This is a genomic window from Streptomyces coeruleorubidus, assembly GCF_008705135.1.
GTDB classification, from domain to species: domain Bacteria; phylum Actinomycetota; class Actinomycetes; order Streptomycetales; family Streptomycetaceae; genus Streptomyces; species Streptomyces coeruleofuscus.
Window position 1 is genome coordinate 5,212,748 of record NZ_CP023694.1, and the last position, 23,600, is coordinate 5,236,347.

The following is a 23,600-nucleotide window of genomic DNA, read 5'->3' on the forward strand; positions in this document are numbered from 1 at the left end:
CGCCGGCCTGCGGCTGCTCGCCGCGGCCGAGCACGCGGTGACGCACCGCAGGCCACGGCCGGACGGGCTGCGTCACGCGGGGGCCCGCACCGCCGTATGCCGGGTGCTCACCCGGTGCCAGGGGGCACCCACGGTCATCCGGTCCGGGACGACACCGCGCACGCGGTGCGCGGCCCCCCGGGTCCGTCGCCGCGTCGCTCGTGACCCGTCCGAACTCATCCGTGCTGGACCCGCAAGGAGGCAGTCGTGAAGACGATCGGCGTCCGCATCTCCGGACATCTCAAGTCCCCGCATCTCAAGTCCACGGAAAACCACCCGGAGGACCCGGACCCCCTCATCGAGGACGTGCCGAGCCGCAACGACCTCTTCACGGCGCTTGCCGCGCCCGTGGGACGAGCGGGTCCCGGCGTCCCGCGCACCCGGGAATCCGCACTGTCCCGTTCCCTGCTCGAACCCTTCGCCTCCTCCAGGAGCTGACCATCACATGACCACGCAGGCGATATCCACCCCGACCGGTCTGCCGGCCCAGGGAGTCGACCTCCCGGGCCATCTCCCCAAGGTCTTCCTCGCACCCGACCCCTCCGTGGAGATCGGCGGGTACCTCGCACAGCACCGGGCGGCCGTCCGCGCCGCCCTCGTCGAGCGCGGCGCGGTCCTGCTGCGCGGCTTCGCGGTCGACGGCGTCGACGGTTTCAACGGCTCGGTGCACGTCCTGTCGGGCACCCCGCCGCTGACGTACGCGGAACGCTCCTCGCCGCGCTCCACCATCAAGGGGCAGGTGTACACCTCGACCGACTACCCGGCGGACGAGGAGATCTTCCTGCACAACGAGAACTCGTACCAGTCGGTCTGGCCGCAGACCCTGTACTTCTTCTGCATCGAGCCCCCTCACACGCTGGGCGCCACCCCGCTCGCCGACATCCGCGCCGTCCACGCGGCCATCGACCCCGATGTGCGGGAGGAGTTCACCCGGCGCCGCTGGCGTGTGGTGCGCAACTTCCACGAGGACTTCGGGGTGCCGTGGCAGCAGGCGTTCAACACCGACGACAAGGACCGGGTCGCCGCGTACTGCGCGGGCAAGGGCATCGACGTGGAGTGGACCGCCGGCGGGCTGCGCACCACGGCGGTGCGCGACGCGGTGCACCGGCACCCGGTGACGGGGGAGACCGTGTGGTTCAACCACATCACGTTCTTCCACGTCAGCACGGTCGCCCCCGATGTGCGCGACGGACTTCTGGAGATCTTCGCGCCCGAGGACCTGCCCACCAACTCCTACTACGGGGACGGGGCGCCGATTCCCGACGATGTCGTCGCTCACCTGCGCCAGTGCTACCGGGACGCGAGCACCCGCTTCGACTGGCAGCGGCACGACGTCCTGGTCGTCGACAACATGCTGGCCGCGCACGCCCGTGAGCCCTTCACCGGCCCGCGCAAGATCGCCGTGGCGATGGCCGAGCCGTCCGACGGCTGACGCCCCGGGGAGCCGCCCCGGCCTGGATCCGCCGCCGTACCTGTGTCAGGTACGGCGGCGGACTCATGCGCCCCGCGGGGGATTCAGGTGCGCATGCCTGTGCTCGCCGCGGCACGCACACCGACCTGCGTGGCGAGGAGATCGATGGTCGCGGGCGACAGGCGGGGGCGTGGACGCCGCGCGTGATAGACGAACGCCGGCGGCAGATTGCCCCACACCGTGCGGCCCGGCACCACCTCTTCGAAGGACGAGCCGAGCATGCGCCGGAAGCGCCGTGCGGACGACAAGTACGTCGCGTGCACGTAGCCGAAGGTCGTGAACGCCCCCTGCGGTGCGAGGACCCGGCGTACGGAGTCGAGCGTCGTGCGCTGCGTCGTGGGGTCCAGGCTGGCCCAGGGCAGCCCGCTGATGACGGCGTCCGCCGCACCCAATCCGCACTCGGCGAGCAGCCGCGGCAGCGCGGCCGCCTCGTCGTTCAGGATCTGCACGCGCGGAAAGCGCTCGGCGAGCGACGACGCGAGCCGCGGGTTGATCTCCACGGCCAGGTGATGGCCGCGACCACCGAGGAGCTCCTGGATCATTCCGGTGAACGCCCCGGTGCCGGGCCCGAGTTCGACGACCACCGGGTCGCCGGACTCGGGCACGGGCAGGGCCACCTCGGCGGCCAGCCGGCGCGAACTGGGAGCCATGGCACCGACCTGCCGGGGACTGCGCAGGAACTCTCTGAACAACGACCCGGGTGCCGCGGTCTCACTCGTCAACTTCTGTGCCTCTCGGGCTCGTAGGGATCGGTGGATCGGCCGGTGCGTCTCCGGCGGGACTACTCGCGCATGCCCGCCAGCTCCACCGGCCGGGTGCGCAGGGCGAACGACGCGGGCAGGGTGGCCGCGAGGACCGCCAGGACGGCGCTCGCGGCGATCACCGCACCCACCGTAGGCCAGGGCACCACGATCGCGGAGCGCACGTCGAGCAGGCCGAGGGCGGTGCGGACGCCGAGCAGGTTCACCGCCGAGACGGCGGCGCCGAGCACCGCGCCGACCACCACGACCATCACCGACTCGACGGCGACCAGGCGCAGCACCTGGGGCTTCGTCGCGCCCGTCAGGCGCAGCGCGGCGAGGTCGCGGACCCGGTCCGTGGTGGCCATGACCAGCGTGTTGGCCAGCGCGATGCCCGTGTAGACCAGGGCGATGGCCAGGATCATCAGCAGGCCGAGCCGGGTGGACTCGCTGGAGCGCGGGTAGTGCGCCTCGATCCACTGCCCGGCGCCGAGCACCTCGACGCCGCTCGCCTCGGCCGCCGCGCGCAGCCGCCGGTCGACGGCGGCCCGGTCCGCGTCGCCGGCGACCTTGATGTCGACGCGGTCGACGCCCGCGCCGGCGGCGTTGCGCGCCGTGAGGTACACGCCGTTGTTGCCGGTGCCGATCCCGAGGACCGCGGCGATCCTGAGGTTCGCCTTGCGGCCGTCGCCCAGCCAGACGGGCACCCGATCGCCGACGCGGGTGGTCAGCCATTCCTCGTTGACGACGATGCTGCCGTCGTCGAGGTCGGCCAGTTTCCCTGCCACGACGGGGAGTTGGGACACCGCGGACAGGTCCGTGCCGCTGTCGACGGCGCGGGCCTCGGAGCGGACGAGGGCGGTGCCCTCCTCCAGGACGGTCACCCCGGTCGAGCGGGACGTGCTGACCGTGACGCCGGGGACGTCACGGGCCGCCCGGACGAACCCGGCGGGCAGCGCCCGGCCCGCGTCGCCCGACGAGACCACGTAGTCGGCCCGCATCTGAGTGCGGGCCTCGGCGGCCTTGGCCTCGTTGATGGTGGCGGTCGTGCCCATCAGGGAGCAGGCGAGCGCCACGGTGATGATGACCGGCGCGGCCACGGCCGCCGTCCGGCGCACCCCGGCCGCCGCGTTCTCCCGCGCCAGCATGCCCACGGCGCCCGGCAGCCGGGCGGGCAGCCAGGTCAGCAGCCGGGTCAGCGGCCGCACCAGCAGCGGCGCGAGCAGGGCCATCGCCACGATGAGCAGCATCGGCTGGGTGATGTAGGTCTTGCGCTTCAGCACGTCGCCGGGGTTGTCCACCAGCGCCGTCACCAGCAGGCCGAGGCCCGTGAGCAGCACGGCGGCGGCCACCAGGAGGCGGCTCCACGGCATCGTGCCGCTGTCGACGGCGGACTCCCGCAGCGCCGCCGTCGGGCCGGTCCGGCCCGCGCGGAAGGACGCCACGACGACGCCGCACAGGGCCACCGTCAGGCCGGTCCAGAAGGCGACGTGGAGCGGCCAGGCCTGCTCACCGATCCGGAACCAGGTCGGGGCGAGGCCCTCTCCCGACATCCACGAGGCGAGCCGCGGCGCGGCCCACCGGCCCAGCCAGCACCCCGCGCCCGATGCGAGCACCCCGATCACCAGGGCCTCCGCGTAGACCATGCGCCGCACCTGACCGGGTGTCGCGCCCGCCATCCGCAGGAGTCCGAACTCCCGCCTGCGCTGCGCCACCGCGAAGGTGAACGTCGAGGCGACCACGAACACCGACACGAACGCGGTGATGCCGGCCGCCGTGCCGAGCAGGGCGTTCACCGAGACCAGGGCCTCCTTGTCGCGGTCCGGGTCGGGGTCGGCGCGCCGCCGGTCGTCGCCGGCGAGGACGGTCATGCCCGAGCCGGTGCCGAGCGCCGCGCGGACGGCGGCCGGGTCGGCGTCCACCGTCACCCGGTCGATGCGCGGGGACAGGCGCGCGGCCTCGGCGGCGGTGAAGAACACCGCCGACTCGAAGCCGGCCGCCGGCACCGTGCCGACCACGGTGCGGGTGCCGGCGCCCTCGGGCGTGACGACCTGGATCCGGTCCCCGGTGCGCACCTGCGCGCCGGGCCCGGTCGTGACGACGACCTCGCCGGGCGCCGTGGGGGCGCGTCCGGAGGTGAGGCGGTACGGCGTGGCCGCGGCGACGGCCCACGAGTGGCCCACGAGCGCGGTGTCCGCGCCGACCCGCCGGTCCGCGTCCGGCATCGAGACCGGGAACGTACGGTCCTCGGCGACGGGGCCCACCGTGGCCAGCTCGGCGGCCAGCTTCTCCGGCACCGCACGGGGGTTGGTCAGCGTCGACGTCCGCACACCGATCGGGGTGTCCGCCTTCACCTCGTCCGTGCCCTGCACCACGACCCGCGCCTCGGCGAACCGTTCGGTGCCCCGCTCCGGCGCGTCGAACGTCGCCGCGAGCGCGAGGCCCGTGGTGGCGATGAGGCCGACCCCGAGCGCGAGCGCGACGAACGAACCGACGAACGTGACCCAGCGGGTGCGCATCCCGCGCAGCGCGAGACTCAGCACGACGCCACCGCCGACGCCTTCGACGGGATGGCGCTCAGGGCGGTCATCCGCTGGGCCACCTGCTCCGCCGTCGGCGTGTACAGCTCGCCCTGGACCGTGCCGTCGGCGAGGAAGAGCACCCGGTCCGCGTAGGAGGCGGCGACCGGGTCGTGCGTCACCATGATCACCGTCTGGCCGCGGTCGACCATCGTCCGCAGCAGCGTCAGCACCTCGCGGCTCGTGGTGGAGTCCAGGGCGCCCGTCGGCTCGTCGCCGAACAGCACCTCCGGCTTGGTGACCAGGGCGCGGGCGAGCGCCACGCGCTGCTGCTGGCCGCCCGACATCTCGCTGGGCCGGTGCCCCGCGCGCTCGCGCAGGCCGACCTGCTCCAGGACGTTCAGGACCTCGGACCGCCTGGGGCGGCGGCCCGCGAGCCGCAGCGGCAGCCCGACGTTCTGCTCGGCGGTCAGCGCGGGCAGCAGGTTGAAGGCCTGGAAGACGAACCCGATGCGCCGCCGGCGCAGCAGCGTCAGCTTCTTCTCGCTCAGCCGGGTCAGATCGGTCTCCCCGAGGAAGACCTGGCCCCCGGTCGGCCGGTCGAGCCCCGCCGTGCACTGCAACAGGGTCGACTTGCCGGAGCCCGAGGGGCCCATGACGGCGGTGAAGGTACCCCGCGGGATGTCGAGGCTGACCTGGTCGAGGGCGGTGACGGCGTTGTCGCCTGTCCCGTAGGACCGGGTCACGGAGCGGAGCCGGACGGCTGCTTGATTCATGGTGTCCACTCAATCGGGCCCGCGCGACGGTGACATCGCAGCGGGACGGAGTCTTGGGGGTGGAGGTAGCTCCACCCTCCTGTGCACGATGTCTGCACTCGGCACGGAAAGGCAGAGCTCAGGGCTGCAAAAACCTGCACCGGCAGCGTCCTGCCCGCGCCCGCCCCGCCCGCGGGCCCGCGCGCGACGGATCATGGCGGGACCAGGGCCCGTCAGGGGCCGTGCCACGAGAGGGCGAGGGTGGATTCGTATGGGCGTCGCAGGAGCAGAGGGCGTTGTGGGGGCGGGGACCAGGAGCCGCTGGTTCCGGCGCTACCCGGCCACGGACGGGAGCGTCCGGCTGCGCCTCGTCGGCTTCCCGCACGCGGGCGGCACGGCGACCCTCTTCCACGGCTGGGCGGCCCGTCTGCCGCGCGGCGTGGAACTGCTCGCCACCCAGTACCCCGGCCGTCAGGAGCGGCTCGCCGAGCCCTGCGCGGCGTCCATGACGGAGCTCGCCGACCGCATCACCGACGCCCTTGAGGACCTCCTCGGGCCCGGACTCGGCGCCCCCCTGGCCCTGTTCGGGCACAGCCTCGGCTCCGCCGTCGCCTACGAGGTGGCGCGCCGCCTGGACGAGCGGCACGGCATCGTGCCCGAGCGCGTCGTCGTCTCAGGGCGCGGCGCCCCGCACATCGAACGCGGCGGCACCCTCCACCTCCTCGACGACGAGAGTCTGATCGCCTCGGCCCGGGGCCTGGGGGACCTCGGCTCCGCCGTCTACGACGACCCCGACCTGCGCCCGCTGCTGCTGCCCTCGCTGCGCGGCGACTTCCGCCTCATCGAGTCCTACCGGCCCGTGGAGCCGGCGCCCCTGCGCGCACCGGTCACGGCGGTCGGCGGCGTGGACGACCCGGGCTGCTCCCTGGCCGACCTGCTGTCGTGGCGGCCCCTGACCACATCCACGTACGAGCACCGGGTCTTTCCCGGCGACCACTTCTACCTCGTCCCGCACGAGGCGGAACTCCTGACCTATCTCAACCAGCGGTGGTGAGCGTGGCGTTCGCCTGGGCTTTTCTGCTGCTGAGGTACGAGAGCAGCATCGGAAGGGAGCTGGTCAGCAGCAGGACGGCGCCGCCGGCGGCGAGCACTCCCGAGCCGCCCCACTTCTGCCAGGAGCCGCCCGCGATCATTCCGACCGCCACACAACTGGGCGCCCACAGCAGGCTGCCGAGCAGGGACAGGCCGAGGAAGCGGGTCCAGGGCACGCCGACGGTGCCGCACATCACCGGCACCAGCGTGCGCAGCACCGCGTTGAACCGGCCGAGCAGCACCGCCCGCGCGCTGTAGGTGCCGACGGTGTGCAGCGCCGCGCGGTAGCCGGGAGAGTCGGTCACCCGGGCCGGCAGGTTCGCGACGAGCCGGGGACCCCACCGGCGCCCCACCAGATGACCGATCACATTGCCCGCCAGCGCGCCGAGCACCGCCATCGCGATCGCGGCGGGAAGCGGCAGCGCGCCGTGGTGCGCGAGCACGCCGCTCGCCATCAGGGCGGTCTGCGAAGGGAACAGCATGCCGAGCAGAGGGAGCGCCGGCTCCGCCATGGGAAGCAGGAAGACGATCAGCAGCGTCAGCCACACGGGCACAGCCGCCAACTGTTCCTGGATCCAGGCCATTTCGGTCCTCTCGCAGTGCCGTCGCCCCGTCGTCCGGAGCCCTTACAGCAGACCGCGCGGGGGCGCCCCTGCACATCGCAGCTGGGCCCAGTCCCGGCCGGTAGCCGGTGCCCACCCCGATGGTGGAGCTAGCTGGGTGGTCCGGGCCGGAAAGGTCTCATAACGTGCGGCGCATGCACCCCCCGACGATCTGGACCCGGCTCCACCTGCGCCACTACGTACGCAGCGGCTGGCCCTGGCGCGCTGCGCTGTACCTGCTCAGCAGTGCGGTCCTCGGCCTGATCACCCTGCTCACGCTCGTGCTGCTCGCCGTCGCGGGCAGCGTGCTCACCGTGGTCGTCGTCGGACTTCCGCTGCTGCTCGTCCTCGTCCTCACCGGGGTGCCGCTGGCCTCGGTCGAGCGCAGCCGGCTGCGTCTGATCGACAGCGAGCCGCTCGCCGATCCGCACCGCGAACCCGACCGCACCGGCCTCACCGCCTGGCTGCGCACCCGGCTCCAGGAACGCGCCACCTGGCGCGAGCTGGGCTACGCGGTGCTCTTCGGCTTCCTGCTGTGGCCCCTCGAAGCGCTGGTCGTGGGCTCCGTCCTCCTCGTGTGCGGCGGGCTGCTCGCGACGCCGGTGATGCTGGCGGTCGACGGCGAGGAGGCACGGGTCCTCAAGATGTGGATCGTGGACAGCTGGCCCGGGGCGCTCTCGGCGGCGCTCGCCGGGCTGCTGCTGATGCCCGTCTTCGCCTACCCGCTCGGCGCGATCGCCGCGGGCCGGGCCGCACTGACCCGCTTCCTGCTGGCCTCGCCGACCGGCGAACTGAACTCGAAGATCAAGGAGCTGGGCCGCTCCCGGGTCCGTCTCGTGGACGCCTTCGAAGCGGAGCGGCGCCGCATCGAGCGCGATCTGCACGACGGGGCGCAGCAGCGGCTCGTCGCCCTGTCCATGACGCTCGGCCTGGCCCGCCTCGACGCGGCGGACGGCCCGCTCGGCCCGCTGCTCGCCAAGGCGCAGGACGAGGCGGCCACCGCCCTCGTCGAGATCAGGGAGCTGATCCGCGGCATCCACCCCCAAGTCCTCACCGACCGGGGCCTGGTGGCGGCCGTGGAGGATCTGGCGGACCGCTCGACGATCCCCGTCGACGTGGACCTCGACCTGCCGGTCCGGCCCCCGGAGGCGATCGAGACGGCCGTGTACTTCGCTATCAGCGAGGCCCTCGCCAACGTCGCCAAGCACAGCGGCGCGAGCAGGGCCGTGGTGCGGGGCGGCCTGGAGAACGGGCAACTGGCCGTGGAGGTCGAGGACGACGGTCACGGGGGCGCGGACACCGGGCGGGGGACGGGCCTGCAGGGCGTCGCCGATCGCGTCTCGGTCCTCGACGGCCGCCTGCTGGTGTCCAGTCCGCCCGGCGGGCCCACCGTGTTCCGCCTCTTGGTACCCTGCTCAACCCCCTGATACGACCGCATGATTGAGGAACTGATGCTGCGCATCGTGCTGGCCGAGGACAGTGTCCTGCTCCGCGAAGGACTCGTCGGCCTCATGGAGCGCTTCGGGCACCAGGTGGTCGCCGCGGTCGGTTCCGCGGACGAGCTCACCGAGGCGGTCGCCGCGCACGAGCCCGACATCGTGGTGACCGACGTACGGATGCCGCCCGGCTTCTCCGACGAGGGCCTGCGTGCCGCCATCGCCCTGCGCCGCCGCCGGCCCGGACTGCCGATCCTCGTCCTCAGCCAGTACATCCAGCGGTCCTACGCCGAGGACCTGCTCGACTCCTCCGACGGCACCGGGGTGGGCTATCTCCTCAAGGAACGGATCGGCCACGTCGAGGAGTTCGTCGACGCGGTGCACCGGGTCGCGGAGGGCGGCACCGTCGTCGACCCCGAGGTGGTGCGCCAGCTGATCAGGCACCGGCGCGACCCGCTGGCCCGGCTCACCGCGCGGGAGCAGGAGGTGCTCGCGCTGATGGCGGAGGGCAAGTCCAACGCGTCGATCGCCGCGGCCATGGTGGTGAGCGAGGGCACCGTCAGCAAGCACTTCGGGTCCATCCTCACCAAGCTCGACCTCTCCCTCGACGACACGACCAACCGCCGGGTCCTCGCGGTCCTCGCGTATCTGCGCGGCCGGCCCGGAGTGGAAACCGCATAGGTGTGCTGTCCCGGGCCGCCGGGACCGGCTAGACCGTCAGCAGGCCGCGCTGCGCCGCGACGGCCCCGAGCTGGAAGCGGCTGCGGGCGCCGAGCTTGGTCATCAGCTCGGCGGTGATCCGCCGGCTCGTGCGCACGGAGACCCCGAGCTTACGGGCGATCACCTCGTCGGTGAGCCCGCCCGCCATGAGGCCAAGCACCGCGCTCTCCTCGTCGCTCAGCTCCCGCGCCCGGCCCGGCGGCCGCTCCTGGCCGAACTGTGACGACTGCCGCCACACCTGCTCGAACAGGGCGCGCAGCGCGGCCACCGGCCCAGGGCTCGACAGCAGGAACGCACCCCGGTCGGGCTGGTCCGGGTCGAGCGGCACCAGGGCCTTGCTCCGGTCCCAGATCACCATCCTGAGCGGTAGCTGCGGCGCGGTCCTGACCTGCCCGCCCTGCTCGCTCAGCCACTGCGCGTACTCGGTGGTCGGCCGGTCGTTGCGGATGCTGTGCGCGTAGACGCACCGCACCTGCACGGACCGCTCCAGCAGCATCTGGTCGAGCGGCCTCGCCGCGTGCAGCCTGTCGGCCGGCTGCGCACCGCCGGGCAGCAGCGCCTCGGCCTCCTCGCGGCACTCCTGGCTCACCTTTTCGATGCACGCCTGGATCGCATCGGGACCCTGGGCGAGCTGTACCGAATCGATTTCCTCGGTACGGGCTCCGCGCCGGTATTCGGAGATGAGCTTTTCGGCCGCCAATTTACTCTCGGAGAGCGACAGCTGGAGTTTGAGCAATTCCCGCTCCTGGAACTGGACGAGCGACCTCAGGCCCAATTCCGGATCCACCGCCCGCGTGCCTCCGCGGTGTTCCTGCGACGACTGCACGAGAGCCAGTTCGGCGAGCTCGCCGAGGGCGCCGGTGGCCCGGTCGAGCGGCCATCCGAGCTGCTCCGCCATGTCCTGCGGGCTCGCGCCCGGCTGTCTCAGCAGAGCGCGGTAGGCGCGTTCCGCATCCATCCCGACGCCGATCTCCTTGAGCACGCTGGTCCCCCTCCGCTGTCGACTTCGGAGCCGACCCTAGCCCGCGGTCATGTCGGCTCATTTTCTCCGGCCGGAGGCGCGAGAAATCGAGGAGAAATAGCGGTGATCATTCGCTGGGGTACCGTCTGTGGCAGCTGAAGAGTTCAGCGACGGAGGGGATTCCAGGACATGCAGAAGAAGACAGGTTTCGTCGTGTCGGTGCTCGGTGCGGTCGCGGTCAACATCGCGCTGATGAGCGGTACGGCCGGCGCCGACGACCTGCCCTGGACGGGCCCCGGCCCCAGCCCCAGCCCCGGCACCGCCGTGACGGAGGTGACCTCCCTGGTGGGCGGGGCGCTGGACGGGACTCTGGACGACGGCGACCTGCCCTGGACCAAGTAGTCCGGACAGGCCGATGTCACCGGGTGGCCAGGAGGCGCTTCAGCGGCACCGGCCGGCCCTCGGCGGAGGCATTGCCGACGACGTCGACGAGCCGGGCGGTGCGTTCCTGCCAGGAGGACGCCGACAGCACGGTGAAGGCCTGATGGGCCCGCCGCAGCCGGTCCACCGCCGCGGCGTCGCCCCGCAGGGCCTCGGAGCAGGCCCGGTCGGTCTCGATACGTGCCTGCAGGAACCGGTCCCCGACGTCCTCGGCGGCCGTGAACGCCTCAGCCAGGGTGGATTCCGCGGCGTCGTACAGCTCCTGGCGCCACTGGGCCTCGCCCAGCGCGCGCAGCGCGTACGCCTCGCCCAGCCGGTCGCCCTGGGCCCGGGTGAGCTCGATGACCTCCTGGCAGGTCCCGATCACCTGGCGCAGATCGCCGATGCGCAGATACGCCTCGGCCAGCCGGTAGACGTTCTGGGCCCGGCCGCGCACCGACCCGCTCTCGGAACTGGCCGTGATGGCCTGCCGGGTCAGCGCGATCCCGGTGTCGTTGTCACCGCGCTCCAGCTCGATCTGCGCCAGCAGGCCGAGGGCGTGCGCGGCGCTGACCGGGTCGTCGGTCTCCCGGAAGCGGGTGAGCGCGGCCCGGCAGTGATCGGCCGCGCCGTCGAGGTCACCGCGGAAACGGGCGCACAGGGCGAGATTGCGCAGCACCACCGCCCGCTCGTGCGGGTCGTCGGCCCGGTCGAGCAGTTCCATCGCGGAGGTGAGCAGGCCGTCGGCGTCCTGGTAACGGCGCTGGTAGATGGCGAGCGAGCCGAGTGAGCGCAGCATGACGGTGGCGCCGAAGGCGTCGTCGGCCCGCCGGGCGCTCTCCAGGGCGCTCTGTGCGGCCTGCTGCCAGTCCTCCTGGTAGTTGCGCATCTCGAACAGCGGCATGGCGCGCGCGGTGAGTTCCCATGCGTGGGCGGCGGCGGCGTCGTGCCGTGCCGCCGCGCCCACCATGGCGAGGATGGTGCCCCGTTCCGACTCGAACCACTCCAGCGGGTCGGCGAGCAGCTCGGTGACCGCGTCCACCGGCAGCTCGTGGGCGAGCCGGGCCGAGTGACGGGGCAAGTGCCCGGCCCCGTAGAGGAGCTGGTGCGCGGATCCGGCGAGCGTGAGCAGGGTGCCGTAGGCGCGCTCCAGGGCGTCCGCGCGATCCTGGTCGGAGTCCTCGTCGTGGGCGCGCTCCCATGCGAACAGACGCAGCAGCTCATGGAAGCGGAACCGGGCCGCCGGTCCGGTCTGCGTCAGGCACAGTTCGAGGAGCTGGGCGTCCACGAGCTGTTCGAGCAGGTCCTCGGCCTTCATCAGGTTCACGTCGAGCACGGCGGCGCCCGCCCACGCGGCGAACCCCTCCACCGGCAGCAGCGCGAGGCGCCTGAACAGCACGGCCGCCTCGGGCGACAACTCCCGGTAGCTGAGCCAGAATCCGGCCCGCACCCCGCCGTCGGAGGGGCTGAGCACGTCGAGCCGGCCCGCTCCGTCCTCCAGGCGGGCGGCGAGCCTCTGCAGCGACCGGTAAGGGCGCGGGGTGAGCCGGCCCGCGGCGATGCGCAGGGCCAGCGGCAGATGCCCGCACAGCTCCGCGAGGCGCGCCGCGGCTTCGGGTTCGGCGGCGACCCGGTCCTGCCCGATCACGGTGGCGAGCATCCGGTCGGCCTCGTGCGCCGTCATCACGTTCAGCTGGATCTGGACCGCCCCGTAGTCACTGACCAGTTCGTCCAGCGGATCCCGGCTGGTGATCAGCACGATGCACCGACCGCGCCCCGGCAGCAGCGGCTGGATCTGCCGGAACGAGCGCACGTCGTCCAGGATGACGAGCAGCCTGCGATGGTTCAGCAGGGAGCGGTACATCGCGGAGCGTTCCTGGAGCCCGGCCGGTATCTGCGCGCTGGACACCCCGAGCCCGCGGAGCGCCTGGTCGAGGACGGACAGGGACGACAGCGGCCGGTTGGACTTGTCGTAGCCGTGTACGTCGATGAAGAGCTGCCCGTCGGGAAAGCGGTCGGCGACCTGGTTCGCCCAGTGCACGATCAGTGCGCTCTTGCCGATGCCGCTCACCCCGGTGACGACGGCCACTGCCGGTGCAGACCCGTCGGCGCTGCGGCGCAGCAGCGTTTCCAGTGCCTCGATCTCCGGCTCGCGTCCGGTGAACGTGGAGAGGGCGAGCGGCAGTTGGGCGGGAACGCTCGGGGTGGGGTCGGACGAGACCGCGGACGGGGCGGTGGCGGCGGGCGCCCTGGCCGGCGGGGGCGCGTCGGAGCGCGGCTCGGAGTCGTCGGAGTCCTGCAGGACCCGGCGGTGCATCTCCTGCAGCACGGGCCCGGGTTCGATGCCGAGTTCGTCGACGAGAGCCCGGCGTCCTTCGCGGTAGACCTGAAGCGCCTCGGCGCGCCGGCCGGCCACGTGGTGGGCCTGCATCAGATGCGCCCGGGCCTGCTCGCGCAGCGGGTTCTCCTTCACGAGCGCCGCCAGTTGCGCGCTGACCTTCTGGTGGCGGCCGAACCTCAGCTGGAGGGCCGCGTACTCCTCGCACACATCGAGCCGGAACTCGGCCAGCTGACCGGAGACGTCGTCGATGTGCGCTCCGGAGAGGCCGTCGAGTGCGGGGCCCCGCCACAGGGCCAGAGCATGCTCGAACAACTTGGCGGCTTCCTCCGCCTGTTCATTGTGAGCGGCAACCATTCGGGCTCTCGCCACCGACTGGTTCAGGTCCTTCAGATCGATATAGCAGTGCTCGGAGTGAAGTACGTAGCCGGGGTGACTCGTTTCGATCATTTCCGCGGGCACGGATGCCTCGCGGAAGATTCTTCGCAGCGAGGTAATGCAGATGGCGATTTGGTTCCGCGCGGTGGCCGGAGGGTCTCCCTGCCACACCGCCTCGGTGAGGCTGTCGACCGAGACGACCCGGTCGCAGGAGAGCAACAGAGTGGCCAAAACTGATCGTTGACGTGCACTGCTGATCCGGATCGGCTCGTCGGCGACGGCTGCCTCGAGCGGTCCGAGCAGCTTGAACGACACCCTCTCGCGCACAGCGAATTCACATCCCCGTCGGCGGTGCGACGCCTTCTCGCCCCGTCGCCCCCCATGCCTCACGCATTGGGGAATTGGAAGGGCCGCACATGTAATGATCGCGAAAAGGAAGGGGAAGTCAACTGTGTTCCGGACGTATCCGGTGCGGTCCTCGTTCCGCTCAATTCACGGCATTGGTCCGCTTTGTGGGCGGCATGGTGCAGGGGCTTCACCGGGCCCCAGGCCGGACGGAAGACGGCCTGGGCTCTGGTGTCTCAGAGCGTGATTTCCCGCTCCACCGGGCCGATCGTGAGAGCCCCCGAGGCGGAACCGGCCGGTGCGCTCGCCCGGGAGGATCTCCTTGGCGGGGCTCAAGTAGTTCGTCGAGGGCTGGGCTTCTCACTGGTCGCGCCGGATGAAACGACGTCGGAGAAAAGTCGGAGCGTTTCGTCGGCGTCGTTGTCGGTGGCGAACTTGTAAGCCCGATAGGACAGGGACTTGGTGCCGATTCGTATGGAATCGATCTGTTCCAGTTCGAGCAGTCGCTCGGTATAACGGCGCAGTACATGAGCCGTCATGATCATGAGGTCGCGCTCAAGTGGGCCGTGGACGTCCGGCAACCGCATGGTGCCCCAAGCGCGGCGGCTCACGAGCCACGTCCGGGCCGTGCAGGAGGGGCCCGGCGCCCCTGCGGATAGCATCGAAGCTCCGGCAGGGCTCCCAGCAGAGGCGACGATCATGGATCCGGCCGCAGTGTCTCCACCCGCAGCGCGCATCGGCCTGCGTCAGTTGCTGATGGTGCTGGGCGACTCGTTGGTGGAGGTGCAGGCGGCTCCCGCCGGGCTGGACGTCGAGATCCGTGAGGTTTCGCTGCTCGATCCCGAGGACCCGCCGACCGCGCAGCCGGACGAGCTGGTTCTCGTGATCGGTGCCCGTGGCCGGGCCGCCTTTCCCGCGCTGCGGGCCGCCGGGCGGGACGGGGCCGCCGCCGTCGTGGTGAAGCTGGACGGGCCCGCCCAGGCCGCGGCGCTCAGCGAGGCCGCGGCCGAGGCCGGGGTCGCCCTGCTCTCGCTGCGCAGCGAAGCACGCTGGGAGCAGGTGCACGCGCTGGCCCGGGCCGCCCTCGACGACGCACCGCCGGGTGAGCCGGGCATGGGGGCCGAGGAGGGCGACCTGTTCTCTCTCGCCCAGACCACCGCCGTCCTCACCAGCGGCATCGTCAGCATCGAGGACGCCGCGAACCGGGTGCTGGCCTACTCCCGCACCACCGACTCCGACGAGGCGGACGACCTGCGCCGGCGCTCCATCCTCGGCTGGCAGGGACCGGAAGGGTATCTGGCGAAGCTGCGCGAGTGGGGCGTGTTCCAGCACCTGCACTCCAGCGACGAGGTGATCGGTATCGACAGCCACCCCGAGCTGGGCATCCGCCGCCGGCTCGCGGTGGCCATCCGGTCCGGGGACCGGCAGTTGGGCACCATCTGGGTGCAGGAGGGCTCGATCCCGCTGTCCGAACGCTCGCGCCAGGCACTGCTGGGCGCCGCCCGGGTCGCGGCGCTCCATCTCGTACGCCGGCGCCGGGAGCTCTCGGACGACGTGACGCTCACCCGGACCCTGCTGGCCGGACTCCTGGACGGGAGCACCGGACCGCAGCCGCTCGCCACTCACCTGGGATTCGACGCCACCCGCCCGGCCGCCGTGCTGGGATTCTCGTACGGGACCACAGAGGCGTACGAGACCGCGGAGGGCGTCGCCGCACCGGAACTGACCCACTCCGAGGTCACCAACCTGGTCTCCGTGCACATCGCCGCCCGGCACCGCAGCGCACTGGTCACCCAGGTCGATCCCCGTATCTATGTGCTCCTGCCCCAGCTGCCCCGCGGCATCGACACGGACACGCTGCGCGGCTGGACCCAGGAGATCACCGACGCGGCACGCCGCCACCTGGGACTGCCGCTGAGCGGCTCGGTCGGTTGCCTGGTGCCGGGGCTCGGGGACGTCCCCGAGTCACGCCGGGAGGCCGACCGCATTCTCGACGCCATGGCGAGCGCCGGAGTGACCGTCGCGGTCGCCGCGCTGCCGGACATCCAGGCGGAGGTGCTGGTCAGCGAGATATTGACGCTGCTCTCCGCCCGCCCCGAGATACGGGATCCCCGCCTGACCGCCCTGCTCTCGCACGACAGCCGGCATCAGGGCCGGCTCGCCGAGACCCTCCTGACGTACCTGAACTCCTTCGGTGACATCCGCGCGGCTGCCGCCCAGCTCCATGTGCACCCCAACACGCTGCGGTACCGCCTTCGCCGGGCCGAGCAGCTGACCGGCCTCGATCTCAGCCGTCCCGACCAGCGTCTGCTGGCCATGCTCCAGCTGCGGCTGCCGCCCACCGGCTGAACCGGTTCCGCATTGGCCGGTCGTACAGCCATCGAGGCCGAGTTTGTTCAGCCTTCACAAACATTTGGCCCCATGACCCCCCATACGCTTGCGCAAATCCATTTCCGCAAGTGATGCGGCCCACCTCCCACGAGGAGACGGAGCGAAACGCGGACGTGCGGTGACGACCCCATCACCAGCACGGCATCCGGAATCCGCGAACCGCACCGTGAACGCTTCCGGGAATCGTCAGTGCCCCGGCCGTCCCTCTGACGCACAGCACGGCACTCCCAACGACCCCATGGATGTCGACATGACTACACGTCCCCCCGATTCACTGGCCCCTGATACCGCTCGATCCACCAGTGGTCAGCCTCCGGAGCAGCAGGCAGGTCTCCAGGCCGGTCTCAAGAACCGCCATCTGTCCATGATCGCCATCGGCGGTGTGATCGGTGCCGGTCTCTTCGTGGGCTCCGCCTCCGGTATCGCCGCCGCCGGGCCCGGCATCCTGGTGTCCTACGCACTGGTCGGCGCCCTCGTCGTCTTCGTGATGCGGATGCTCGGCGAGATGGCCGCGGCCAACCCGACCTCCGGGTCCTTCTCGGCCTACGCGGACCGGGCGCTCGGCCGCTGGGCCGGGTTCTCGATCGGCTGGCTGTACTGGTTCTTCTGGGTCGTCGTACTCGCCGTGGAGGCGACCGCGGGCGCCGTCATCCTCGAAGGATGGGTACCGGCCGTACCGCAGTGGGCCTGGGCCCTGATCGTGATGACGGTCCTCACCGCCACGAACCTGGCCTCCGTCGGCTCCTTCGGCGAGTTCGAGTTCTGGTTCGCCGGCATCAAGGTCGTCGCCATCACGGGCTTCATCGTTCTCGGCGGACTGGCGATCTTCGGTGTGCTGCCCGGCTCCGACCATGCCGCGACAGGATTCGGGAACCTCACCGAGCACGGCGGTTTCCTGCCGAACGGGCCGGGCGCGATCCTCACCGGCATCCTGCTGGTCGTCTTCTCCTTCATGGGCAGCGAGATCGTCACCCTCGCCGCCGGTGAGTCCTCGGACGCGCAGCGGGCGGTGGCCAAGGCCACCCGGAGCGTGATCTGGCGGGTCGGCGTCTTCTACGTCGGTTCGATCCTCGTCGTGGTCGCCCTGCTGCCGTGGAACGACCCCGCGATCGAGAAGAAGGGCTCGTACGTCGCGGCCCTCGACTCGATCGGCATCCCGCACGCCGGCGAGATCATGAACTTCATCGTGCTGACCGCCGTGCTGTCCTGTCTCAACTCCGGCCTCTACACCGCCTCCCGGATGGCCTTCTCCCTCGGGCAGCGCGGCGACGCCCCGCGGTCCTTCGTACGGACCAACACGCGAGGTGTCCCGCAGGCCGCGATCCTGGCATCCGTGGTCTTCGGCTTCGTGGCGGTCGCCTTCAACTACCTGTGGCCGGACACGGTCTTCCAGTTCCTGCTGAACTCCTCGGGCGCCGTCGCGCTCTTCGTGTGGCTGGTCATCTGCTTCTCGCAGCTGCGGATGCGGGGGATCATCCTGCGCGAGAGCCCGGAGAAGCTCGTCGTCCGGATGTGGCTGTTCCCCTATCTGACGTGGGCGACGATCGCGATGATCGGGTTCGTGCTCCTCTACATGCTCACCGACGACAAGGAGGGCGGCGGCCGCAGCCAGGTGCTGCTCTCGGTGCTCGTCGCCGCGGTCGTGATCGCGATCTCGTTCGTCCGGGAGCGGTCCCGCCGGAAGGACACCGCGGAGCCGGTCGCGCCGCGGTAGCCGCGGCTCCGCTGGAACCCCGGGCCGGATCGACTCCGGCCCGGGGTTCGGTGTTCAGCGGGTGGACTCCCGTTCCACCGGCAGCCACAGCTCGGCGTCCGCCTTCGTGCCGTCCGCCGAGAGGTCGGTCCGCAGGATCTCCGGACCGGGGCGGCTGCGGTACGGGTTGGACGGGAACCACTCGGTGAACACGTCGCGCCACAGTTCCTGGATGGCCTGCGGTGCCGGGCCGGACGTGGTGAAGACCGCCCAGGTGCCGGACGGGACGGGCAGGGTGGTGACGCCCGCCGGGACGTCCGACGGGGCGGACGCCGCGGTGATCACCGCCTGGTAGTAGTCGAGCTCGGTGCCCTCGGCGCGGCTCGGGTCCAGGTCGTCGCAGACCGCGACGATGCCGTGCGGCTCCTGGTCCGAGAGCTTTCCGAGCTGCTCCAGGGCCTGTTTGCCGAGGCCCCGGACGAAGTCGATGATCGCCTGGTTCGGGCCCGAGTGCACGAGCGGGACACGGGTCTTGAAGCCGGCGACCGTGAACGCCGGGCGGTCCACTACTCGGTACTGCATGCTGGTGCTCCCTTCGACGGTGAGGCGGAAGGTCAGCCGGGGCTGGGAGACGAGCGCGGCGCCGGTGCGCCGGGCCTCGCCCGGACCTGTGCCGTGCATCGCACGGAACGCCCGTGCGAACGCCTCGCCCGAGCCGTAGCCGTAGCGCACCGCGATCTCCAGCAGCGTCTCGCCGCCCGCGAGCACCTCCGCGCCCGCGACCGTCAGCCGCCTGCGCCGGATGTACTCCGACAGGGGCATGCCTGCCAGCGCGGAGAACATCCGGCGCAGGTGGTACTCCGACGTGGTCGCGATCCGCGCCAGCTCGGCGACGTCCACGGACTCGTCGAGGTGGCGCTCGATGTGCTCCATCGCCTGGTTGAGCCGCTCCAGCACGCCCGGTTCCTTCCTCTTTCGTGATCACCACGCTAGGCAGCGGGCACCCTGCCGCACCCGACATCCTGTGCCCGTTCCGGTCGGGTGCCGCCTCCGCTGAACGGCGTAGGCGCATCGCCGTCCGGCAGGCGTACTTGAAGGGTCCTTATCGTGAACGGCTAGCATCGCCCGTCAACCCGTCAGTTGCCGACCAGGACGAGGTGAGGACATGCGGGCGCCCAGAATCGCCGTCGCCGTGGTGACCATGGGCAACCGGCCCGACGAGGTCGACGCCCTGCTGAGGTCCGTGGCCAAGCAGGACGTGCCGCCCGAGCGGATCGTGGTCGTCGGCAACGGCTGCCCGCTGCCCGAGTTCGCCCGGCGGCTGTCGCTGCCCGGTGAGGTCACCCCGATCGAGCTCGACGAGAACGTCGGCTGCCCGGGCGGGCGGAACGCGGCCCTCGCGCGGCTGCGGGAGTTCGGCGACATCGACGTCGTGGTGGATCTGGACGACGACGGGCTGCTCGTCGACGCCGACGTGCTGCGCCGCGTGCGGGAGCTGTACGCCGCCGACGACCGGCTCGGCATCGTCGGCTTCCGCATCGCCGACGAGCTGGGCGGGACGCAGCAGCGGCACGTGCCCCGGATCGGCAGCTCGGACCCGCTGCGGGGCGGGTACGTCACCGGGTTCCTCGGCGGCGGGCACGCGCTGCGGATGGCCATGCTCGACGAGGTCGGCGACTGGCCCGCCGAGTTCTTCTTCGCGCACGAGGAGACCGACCTGGCCTGGCGCGCGGCCGACGCGGGCTGGCGCATCCTGTACGCGCCCGAACTGCTGCTCCAGCACCCGAAGACCTCGCCCGCCCGGCACGCCATCTACTACCGCGTGAACGCCCGCAACCGGGTCTGGCTGGCCCGCCGCCGGCTGCCGTTCGCGCTCGTGCCCGTCCACCTGGGCGTCTGGGTGCTGCTCACCCTCCTGCGCAACCGGTCGCGGGCGGGGCTGCGGGCATGGTTCGGCGGGTTCGTGGAAGGCGTACGGGAGTCCGCGGGTGAGCGGCGGCCCATGCGCTGGCGCACGGTGTGGCGGCTCACGCGGCTGGGGCGGCCGCCGGTCATCTGAGACCGAGGGGCGTTCGCGGAGTGGCCACACGCTCGGTGGCCGGAAGCTTGGTGGGGCCCCGGCCGTTCACCTCCGCCGACCGGGACCCGGACCCGGCCGCGGCGGCGACACTCCCCCGAGTTGCGCGTCCAGACGCGCGCGCCGCCGGGCCAGATCCGACGTAGTGATCACATCAGGGTTTGCCAACCGATGGCTAACATGTGGCCAACGGTTGTCCGTCGCGTCGTCTGCCCATTGGCGTGAAGTCGCCGAACCATGACGGACGACGGCCGGTGCGGGGGCTGTTCCGGCGGAGAACGCGAGGACGAAGGTGGCGGAAAACCGCTGCCCCGGGGGCGGAAACTCGTCAAGGATGGAATCTCACAAGGGCAAGGGCAAGGGCAAGGGCAAGGGCAAGGGCAAGGGCAAGGGGCGGTGGCACGGGCAAGGGCAAGGGCAAGGGCAAGGGGCGGTGGCACGGGGAGACGGGGGCGCGATGGGGGCATCTGCCTGCTCGGGCAGCGAGAACGGTTCCGGAGGGCGGAGCGGGCTGCGGTTCGGGCTGCTCGGGCCCCCGGTGCTGTACTACGACGTCAGCGGGGGCGGCCGGAGCGAAGCCCGGGGTGTCGCAAGTCCCAAGTCCCGTGTGCTGCTGGCCGCGTTGCTGCTCGACGCCGGACGGGTCGTCTCCGTCGAGTCGCTCCGGGAGGCGCTGTGGGGCGGGGCACCGCCCGTTTCCGCCCAGGCCTCGCTGCACAACCACGTAGCGCGGTTGCGGCGGTTGCTGGACGATCCCGAACGGCTGCGGACCGTGCCGTCCGGGTATGTCCTGCGGGTCGACGAGGGTGAGCTGGACGTCCATGTGTTCGACGCCCATGTCGCCGCGGCGCGTGCCGCGCACGCCGGGCAGGACTGGGAGCGCGTCGTGCGTGAGTGCGCCGCCGGGCTCGCGCTGTGGCGGGGCGCGCCGCTCGCCGGGCTGCCGACCGAGGTGGGCGGGTACGCCTTCGCGCGGCGGCTGCGCGAGGGACGGCTGCTGCTTCTGGAGTGGCGCTACGACGCCGAGTTGGCGCTGGGCGGCCCGCGTCTCGAGGGGCTCGTACCGGAACTCGCGGCGTTGACCGCCGAGTATCCGCTGCGGGAGACGTACCACCGCCAGCTCATGCTCGCCCTGCACCGCACCGGCCGCCAGGCAGAGGCCCTGGCCGTCCACCGCGATCTGCGCACCCGACTGGTCGACCAGCTCGGCATCGAGCCGGGGCCCGGGGTGCGGGAGGCGCATGTGGAGGTGTTGCGGGGGGTCGTGGGGAGGTCACCCTCGCCCGCTCAACCGCCGCCTGCCCAACTTCCCTCGGCACCGGCGCATTTCACGGGACGCGCCGCCGTACGCGACTCCCTGCGCCGTACTCTCACGACATCCGGAGCGCTCTCGGCAACCCCCACGACCCCCGCCACCACCGTCATCAGCGGCATGCCCGGAGTCGGCAAGAGCGCGCTCGCGCTGCACGTCGCGCACGAGTTGGCGGAACGTTTCCCCGACGGTCAGCTCTACCTCGACCTGCACGGTGCGACCTCGGGCATGGCCCCTCTCACCCCTGGTCAGGCGCTCACCGCGCTGCTGCGTGACCTCGGTGCCGACCCCTGCCGCATTCCGGAACTCCCCGACGCGGCATCCGCTCTGCTGCGCTCGCTGCTCGCGCCGACCCGCACGCTCCTGGTACTGGACGATGCCGCGAGCGCCGCGCAGGTACGGCCGCTGCTGCCGGGCGGTGCAGGGTGCGCGGTGATCGTCACCAGCCGATCGCCGCTCACCGCACTCGACGGGGTCGCCCGCTTTCCGCTCGGCCCGCTGTCGGACGAGGAGAGCGCGGCCCTCCTGGTCGCGGCCTCGGGCCGTGCCGGACTGGCCGGCTCCGACGCCGCCCGTCGCCTCGTCGAACTCACCGGCCGCCTCCCCCTCGCCCTGCGCATCGTCGCCGCGCGGCTCGCCGCCCGGCAGGCCCTCACCCCGGACGTCCTCGCCGGACAACTCGCCGAGACGGAGGGGCGGTTGCGGCACCTCGAATACGACGACCTGAGCGTGCGCCGCTCCCTGGCCGTCGCGCACGACGCGCTGGCGGGCTCCGAGCGCGAGGCCGACCGGGACGCGGCCCTCGTCCTCCGCCGCATCGGCGCGCTCGATCTGCCCACGTACGGCGCACCCCTGCTCGCCCGCCTCACCGGCACCGGCGAACTGCGCACCGAGGCCGCCCTGGACCGTCTCGTCGACGTGGCCCTGCTCCAGGAGCCGGCCTACGGCCGCTACGCGCCCCACGACCTCGTCCGCGACTTCGCCCGTGAGCTGGCCGGAGGGTGGGGCGTTGAGGGCTCCGGCGTCTCCGGCGTCTCCGGCGTCTCTGGCGGCAGGCGGGACGGGGACGGCGCGGGCACTGTTCGCGAACCGGCCGGCAGGCGGGACGCGGACGACACCCGCCACTCCGAAATCGCCTGCGACCTGGCCGGGTTAGGAGACGGCGACGACTCCCAGGCCTCCGAAACCGCCCTCCGCTGGTACGCCGCCGTCGCCGAGCGGGTCCTCGTCGCGATCGTCGAGCCCGGACCCGACCAGGACGACCGCCGCCGCCCCACCGCGTCCCAGCCGCCCGGTCACGCGGCGCACGTCGACACCGTCGCCCCCTTCGGCAGCCCCGAGGAGGCCTTCGCCTGGGGCGACAGGGAGCTGGCGAACGTCGTCACCCTGGTCGAGCGGCACGCGGACGACCCGTGCCGGCGGCACGCGGGCCTCGTCTCCACCCTCGTGCGGCTGATCCTCCCCCACGCGCACCGCAGGGGCCGCGTCGCCGAGATGGAGGTGCTCGGCCGGGCCGGCCTCGGCGTGGCGCGGCGGCTCGGGGACGAGGCGGCGGAGGCGTACGCGCTGGTCGACCTCGCCGGACTGCACTTCCTGACCGGCCGCCACAACGACGCCCTCGGCCTCAACGACCGTGCGCTGGCCATCTGGCGACGGCTCGACGACCCGTCCTGGATCCGCCGCTGCCTCAACAACCGCGGTCTGCTGCTCGACGGGCTCGGCCGGTACGCCGAGGCAGGCGAGGCGCTGACCCGGAGCCTGGAGTACGCACGGCGGCTGAACGACCCGTACGGCGAGGCCGTCACCCGCGGCCACCTCGGCAACCTCTACGAGCACACCGACCCGCGGGCCGCCATCGAGCAGCACCGGCGTTCGCTCGCCCTGGGGGACGAGATCGGCGCCGTGATCGTGCGGCACACCGCGCACTGCAACATCGGATACGCCCATCTGCGGCTCGGCGAACCGGCCGCCGCCCTCCCGCACTTCGAGGAGAGCCTGCGCATTCTCGGCGGTCACGGCGACTGGCACGGCGAGTCCCAGACCCGGCTCGGTCACGTCCGCGCGCTGCGTCTGCTGGGCCGCACCGAGCGGGCCACTCGCGAGTGCGCCGAGCTGCTGGACCGGGCCGACGCCCGTGCCGACGGCTATACCGGCGCTCTCGCCCGCCACCAGCACGGGCTGCTGCTCAGCGAGCGGGGGCACGTCGGCGAGGCGCACGAGGAGTGGCGCTCGGCTCTCGCGGTGCTGGAGGGGACCGACGAGCACACGGTGGTCGCGGAACTCCGCGAGCTGCTCGCTCCCACGGACTGAC

18 protein-coding genes are annotated in these 23,600 nt (G+C 72.1%); 10 read left to right on the forward strand and 8 right to left on the reverse strand.

Annotated elements, in window-relative coordinates; all coding sequences use genetic code 11:
* The first annotated feature begins 246 nt into the window (after positions 1 to 246).
* Together CP976_RS24075 and CP976_RS24080 are read left to right on the forward strand one after the other, a co-directional pair.
* Positions 247 to 477 carry a hypothetical protein gene (locus CP976_RS24075; RefSeq protein WP_150482247.1) on the forward strand — a complete coding sequence of 77 codons (231 nt, stop codon included), beginning with the start codon at positions 247 to 249 and terminating at the stop codon, positions 475 to 477.
* A 7-nt stretch (positions 478 to 484) separates the two neighbouring features.
* Entirely contained in the window at positions 485 to 1,471 is a 987-nt protein-coding gene (locus tag CP976_RS24080; protein ID WP_150482248.1) for a TauD/TfdA family dioxygenase, read from the forward strand.
* An 83-nt stretch (positions 1,472 to 1,554) separates the two neighbouring features.
* Here CP976_RS24080 and CP976_RS24085 read toward each other — a convergent pair whose 3' ends face one another.
* The 3 genes from CP976_RS24085 to CP976_RS24095 all read right to left on the reverse strand — a co-directional run bounded on the left by CP976_RS24085 (position 1,555) and on the right by CP976_RS24095 (position 5,545).
* Positions 1,555 to 2,160 (reverse strand): class I SAM-dependent methyltransferase, encoded by a 606-nt coding sequence (locus CP976_RS24085; RefSeq protein ID WP_150482249.1) that lies wholly within the window; start codon positions 2,158 to 2,160, stop codon positions 1,555 to 1,557.
* Between the two features lie 131 nt (positions 2,161 to 2,291).
* Complete coding sequence (locus tag CP976_RS24090; RefSeq protein ID WP_150482250.1) at positions 2,292 to 4,793, reverse strand: ABC transporter permease; 2,502 nt, start codon at positions 4,791 to 4,793, stop codon at positions 2,292 to 2,294.
* Positions 4,787 to 5,545, reverse strand: a complete 759-nt coding sequence (locus tag CP976_RS24095; RefSeq protein ID WP_150482251.1) for an ABC transporter ATP-binding protein — start codon at positions 5,543 to 5,545, stop codon at positions 4,787 to 4,789. Before CP976_RS24095 ends, CP976_RS24090 begins: the two co-directional genes overlap by 7 nt.
* A gap of 250 nt (positions 5,546 to 5,795) precedes the next feature.
* On the opposite strand from CP976_RS24095, the gene CP976_RS24100 reads away from it, so the two are divergent.
* Positions 5,796 to 6,578, forward strand: a complete 783-nt coding sequence (locus CP976_RS24100) for a thioesterase II family protein (protein WP_150482252.1) — start codon at positions 5,796 to 5,798, stop codon at positions 6,576 to 6,578.
* Here the strand turns inward: CP976_RS24100 and CP976_RS24105 are convergent.
* Entirely contained in the window at positions 6,562 to 7,200 is a 639-nt protein-coding gene (locus CP976_RS24105) for a DedA family protein (RefSeq protein WP_150482253.1), read from the reverse strand. The genes CP976_RS24100 and CP976_RS24105 overlap by 17 nt on opposite strands.
* 173 nt (positions 7,201 to 7,373) lie before the next feature.
* Between CP976_RS24105 and CP976_RS24110 the strand changes: the two genes are divergently transcribed.
* The gene (locus CP976_RS24110) at positions 7,374 to 8,645 is read left to right on the forward strand and encodes a sensor histidine kinase (protein ID WP_150482254.1); all 1,272 of its coding nucleotides are present in this window, start codon (positions 7,374 to 7,376) and stop codon (positions 8,643 to 8,645) included.
* A 24-nt stretch (positions 8,646 to 8,669) separates the two neighbouring features.
* A complete protein-coding gene (locus tag CP976_RS24115; RefSeq protein WP_150485478.1) occupies positions 8,670 to 9,335 on the forward strand; it encodes a response regulator transcription factor in 666 nt (221 codons plus the stop codon).
* A 28-nt stretch (positions 9,336 to 9,363) separates the two neighbouring features.
* On the opposite strand, the gene CP976_RS24120 is transcribed toward CP976_RS24115, so the two are convergent.
* Positions 9,364 to 10,356, reverse strand: a complete 993-nt coding sequence (locus CP976_RS24120) for a helix-turn-helix transcriptional regulator (RefSeq protein WP_229875356.1) — start codon at positions 10,354 to 10,356, stop codon at positions 9,364 to 9,366.
* Between the two features lie 168 nt (positions 10,357 to 10,524).
* Here CP976_RS24120 and CP976_RS24125 point away from each other — a divergent pair, with 168 nt between their 5' ends.
* Positions 10,525 to 10,737 carry a hypothetical protein gene (locus CP976_RS24125; protein WP_150482255.1) on the forward strand — a complete coding sequence of 71 codons (213 nt, stop codon included), beginning with the start codon at positions 10,525 to 10,527 and terminating at the stop codon, positions 10,735 to 10,737.
* Positions 10,738 to 10,753: 16 nt separating this feature from the next.
* Here CP976_RS24125 and CP976_RS24130 read toward each other — a convergent pair whose 3' ends face one another.
* Together CP976_RS24130 and CP976_RS24135 are read right to left on the reverse strand one after the other, a co-directional pair.
* Positions 10,754 to 13,861 carry an AfsR/SARP family transcriptional regulator gene (locus CP976_RS24130; RefSeq protein ID WP_425282097.1) on the reverse strand — a complete coding sequence of 1,036 codons (3,108 nt, stop codon included), beginning with the start codon at positions 13,859 to 13,861 and terminating at the stop codon, positions 10,754 to 10,756.
* A gap of 287 nt (positions 13,862 to 14,148) precedes the next feature.
* Complete coding sequence (locus CP976_RS24135) at positions 14,149 to 14,427, reverse strand: hypothetical protein (RefSeq protein ID WP_150482257.1); 279 nt, start codon at positions 14,425 to 14,427, stop codon at positions 14,149 to 14,151.
* 103 nt (positions 14,428 to 14,530) lie between these two features.
* Between CP976_RS24135 and CP976_RS24140 the strand changes: the two genes are divergently transcribed.
* Together CP976_RS24140 and CP976_RS24145 are read left to right on the forward strand one after the other, a co-directional pair.
* On the forward strand, positions 14,531 to 16,165 hold the full coding sequence (locus CP976_RS24140) for a PucR family transcriptional regulator (protein ID WP_229875354.1): 1,635 nt from the start codon (positions 14,531 to 14,533) through the stop codon (positions 16,163 to 16,165).
* A gap of 292 nt (positions 16,166 to 16,457) precedes the next feature.
* Positions 16,458 to 17,921 carry an amino acid permease gene (locus CP976_RS24145; RefSeq protein ID WP_150482258.1) on the forward strand — a complete coding sequence of 488 codons (1,464 nt, stop codon included), beginning with the start codon at positions 16,458 to 16,460 and terminating at the stop codon, positions 17,919 to 17,921.
* 54 nt (positions 17,922 to 17,975) lie between these two features.
* Here the strand turns inward: CP976_RS24145 and CP976_RS24150 are convergent, their stop codons facing one another.
* On the reverse strand, positions 17,976 to 18,857 hold the full coding sequence (locus CP976_RS24150; RefSeq protein ID WP_150482259.1) for an AraC family transcriptional regulator: 882 nt from the start codon (positions 18,855 to 18,857) through the stop codon (positions 17,976 to 17,978).
* Positions 18,858 to 19,065: 208 nt separating this feature from the next.
* Here CP976_RS24150 and CP976_RS24155 point away from each other — a divergent pair, with 208 nt between their 5' ends.
* Together CP976_RS24155 and CP976_RS24160 are read left to right on the forward strand one after the other, a co-directional pair.
* On the forward strand, positions 19,066 to 19,959 hold the full coding sequence (locus CP976_RS24155; protein ID WP_150482260.1) for a glycosyltransferase family 2 protein: 894 nt from the start codon (positions 19,066 to 19,068) through the stop codon (positions 19,957 to 19,959).
* Between the two features lie 475 nt (positions 19,960 to 20,434).
* Positions 20,435 to 23,599: an AfsR/SARP family transcriptional regulator gene (locus CP976_RS24160; protein WP_150485481.1), complete on the forward strand. Its 3,165-nt coding sequence runs from the start codon at positions 20,435 to 20,437 to the stop codon at positions 23,597 to 23,599.
* Position 23,600: the final 1 nt, after the last annotated feature.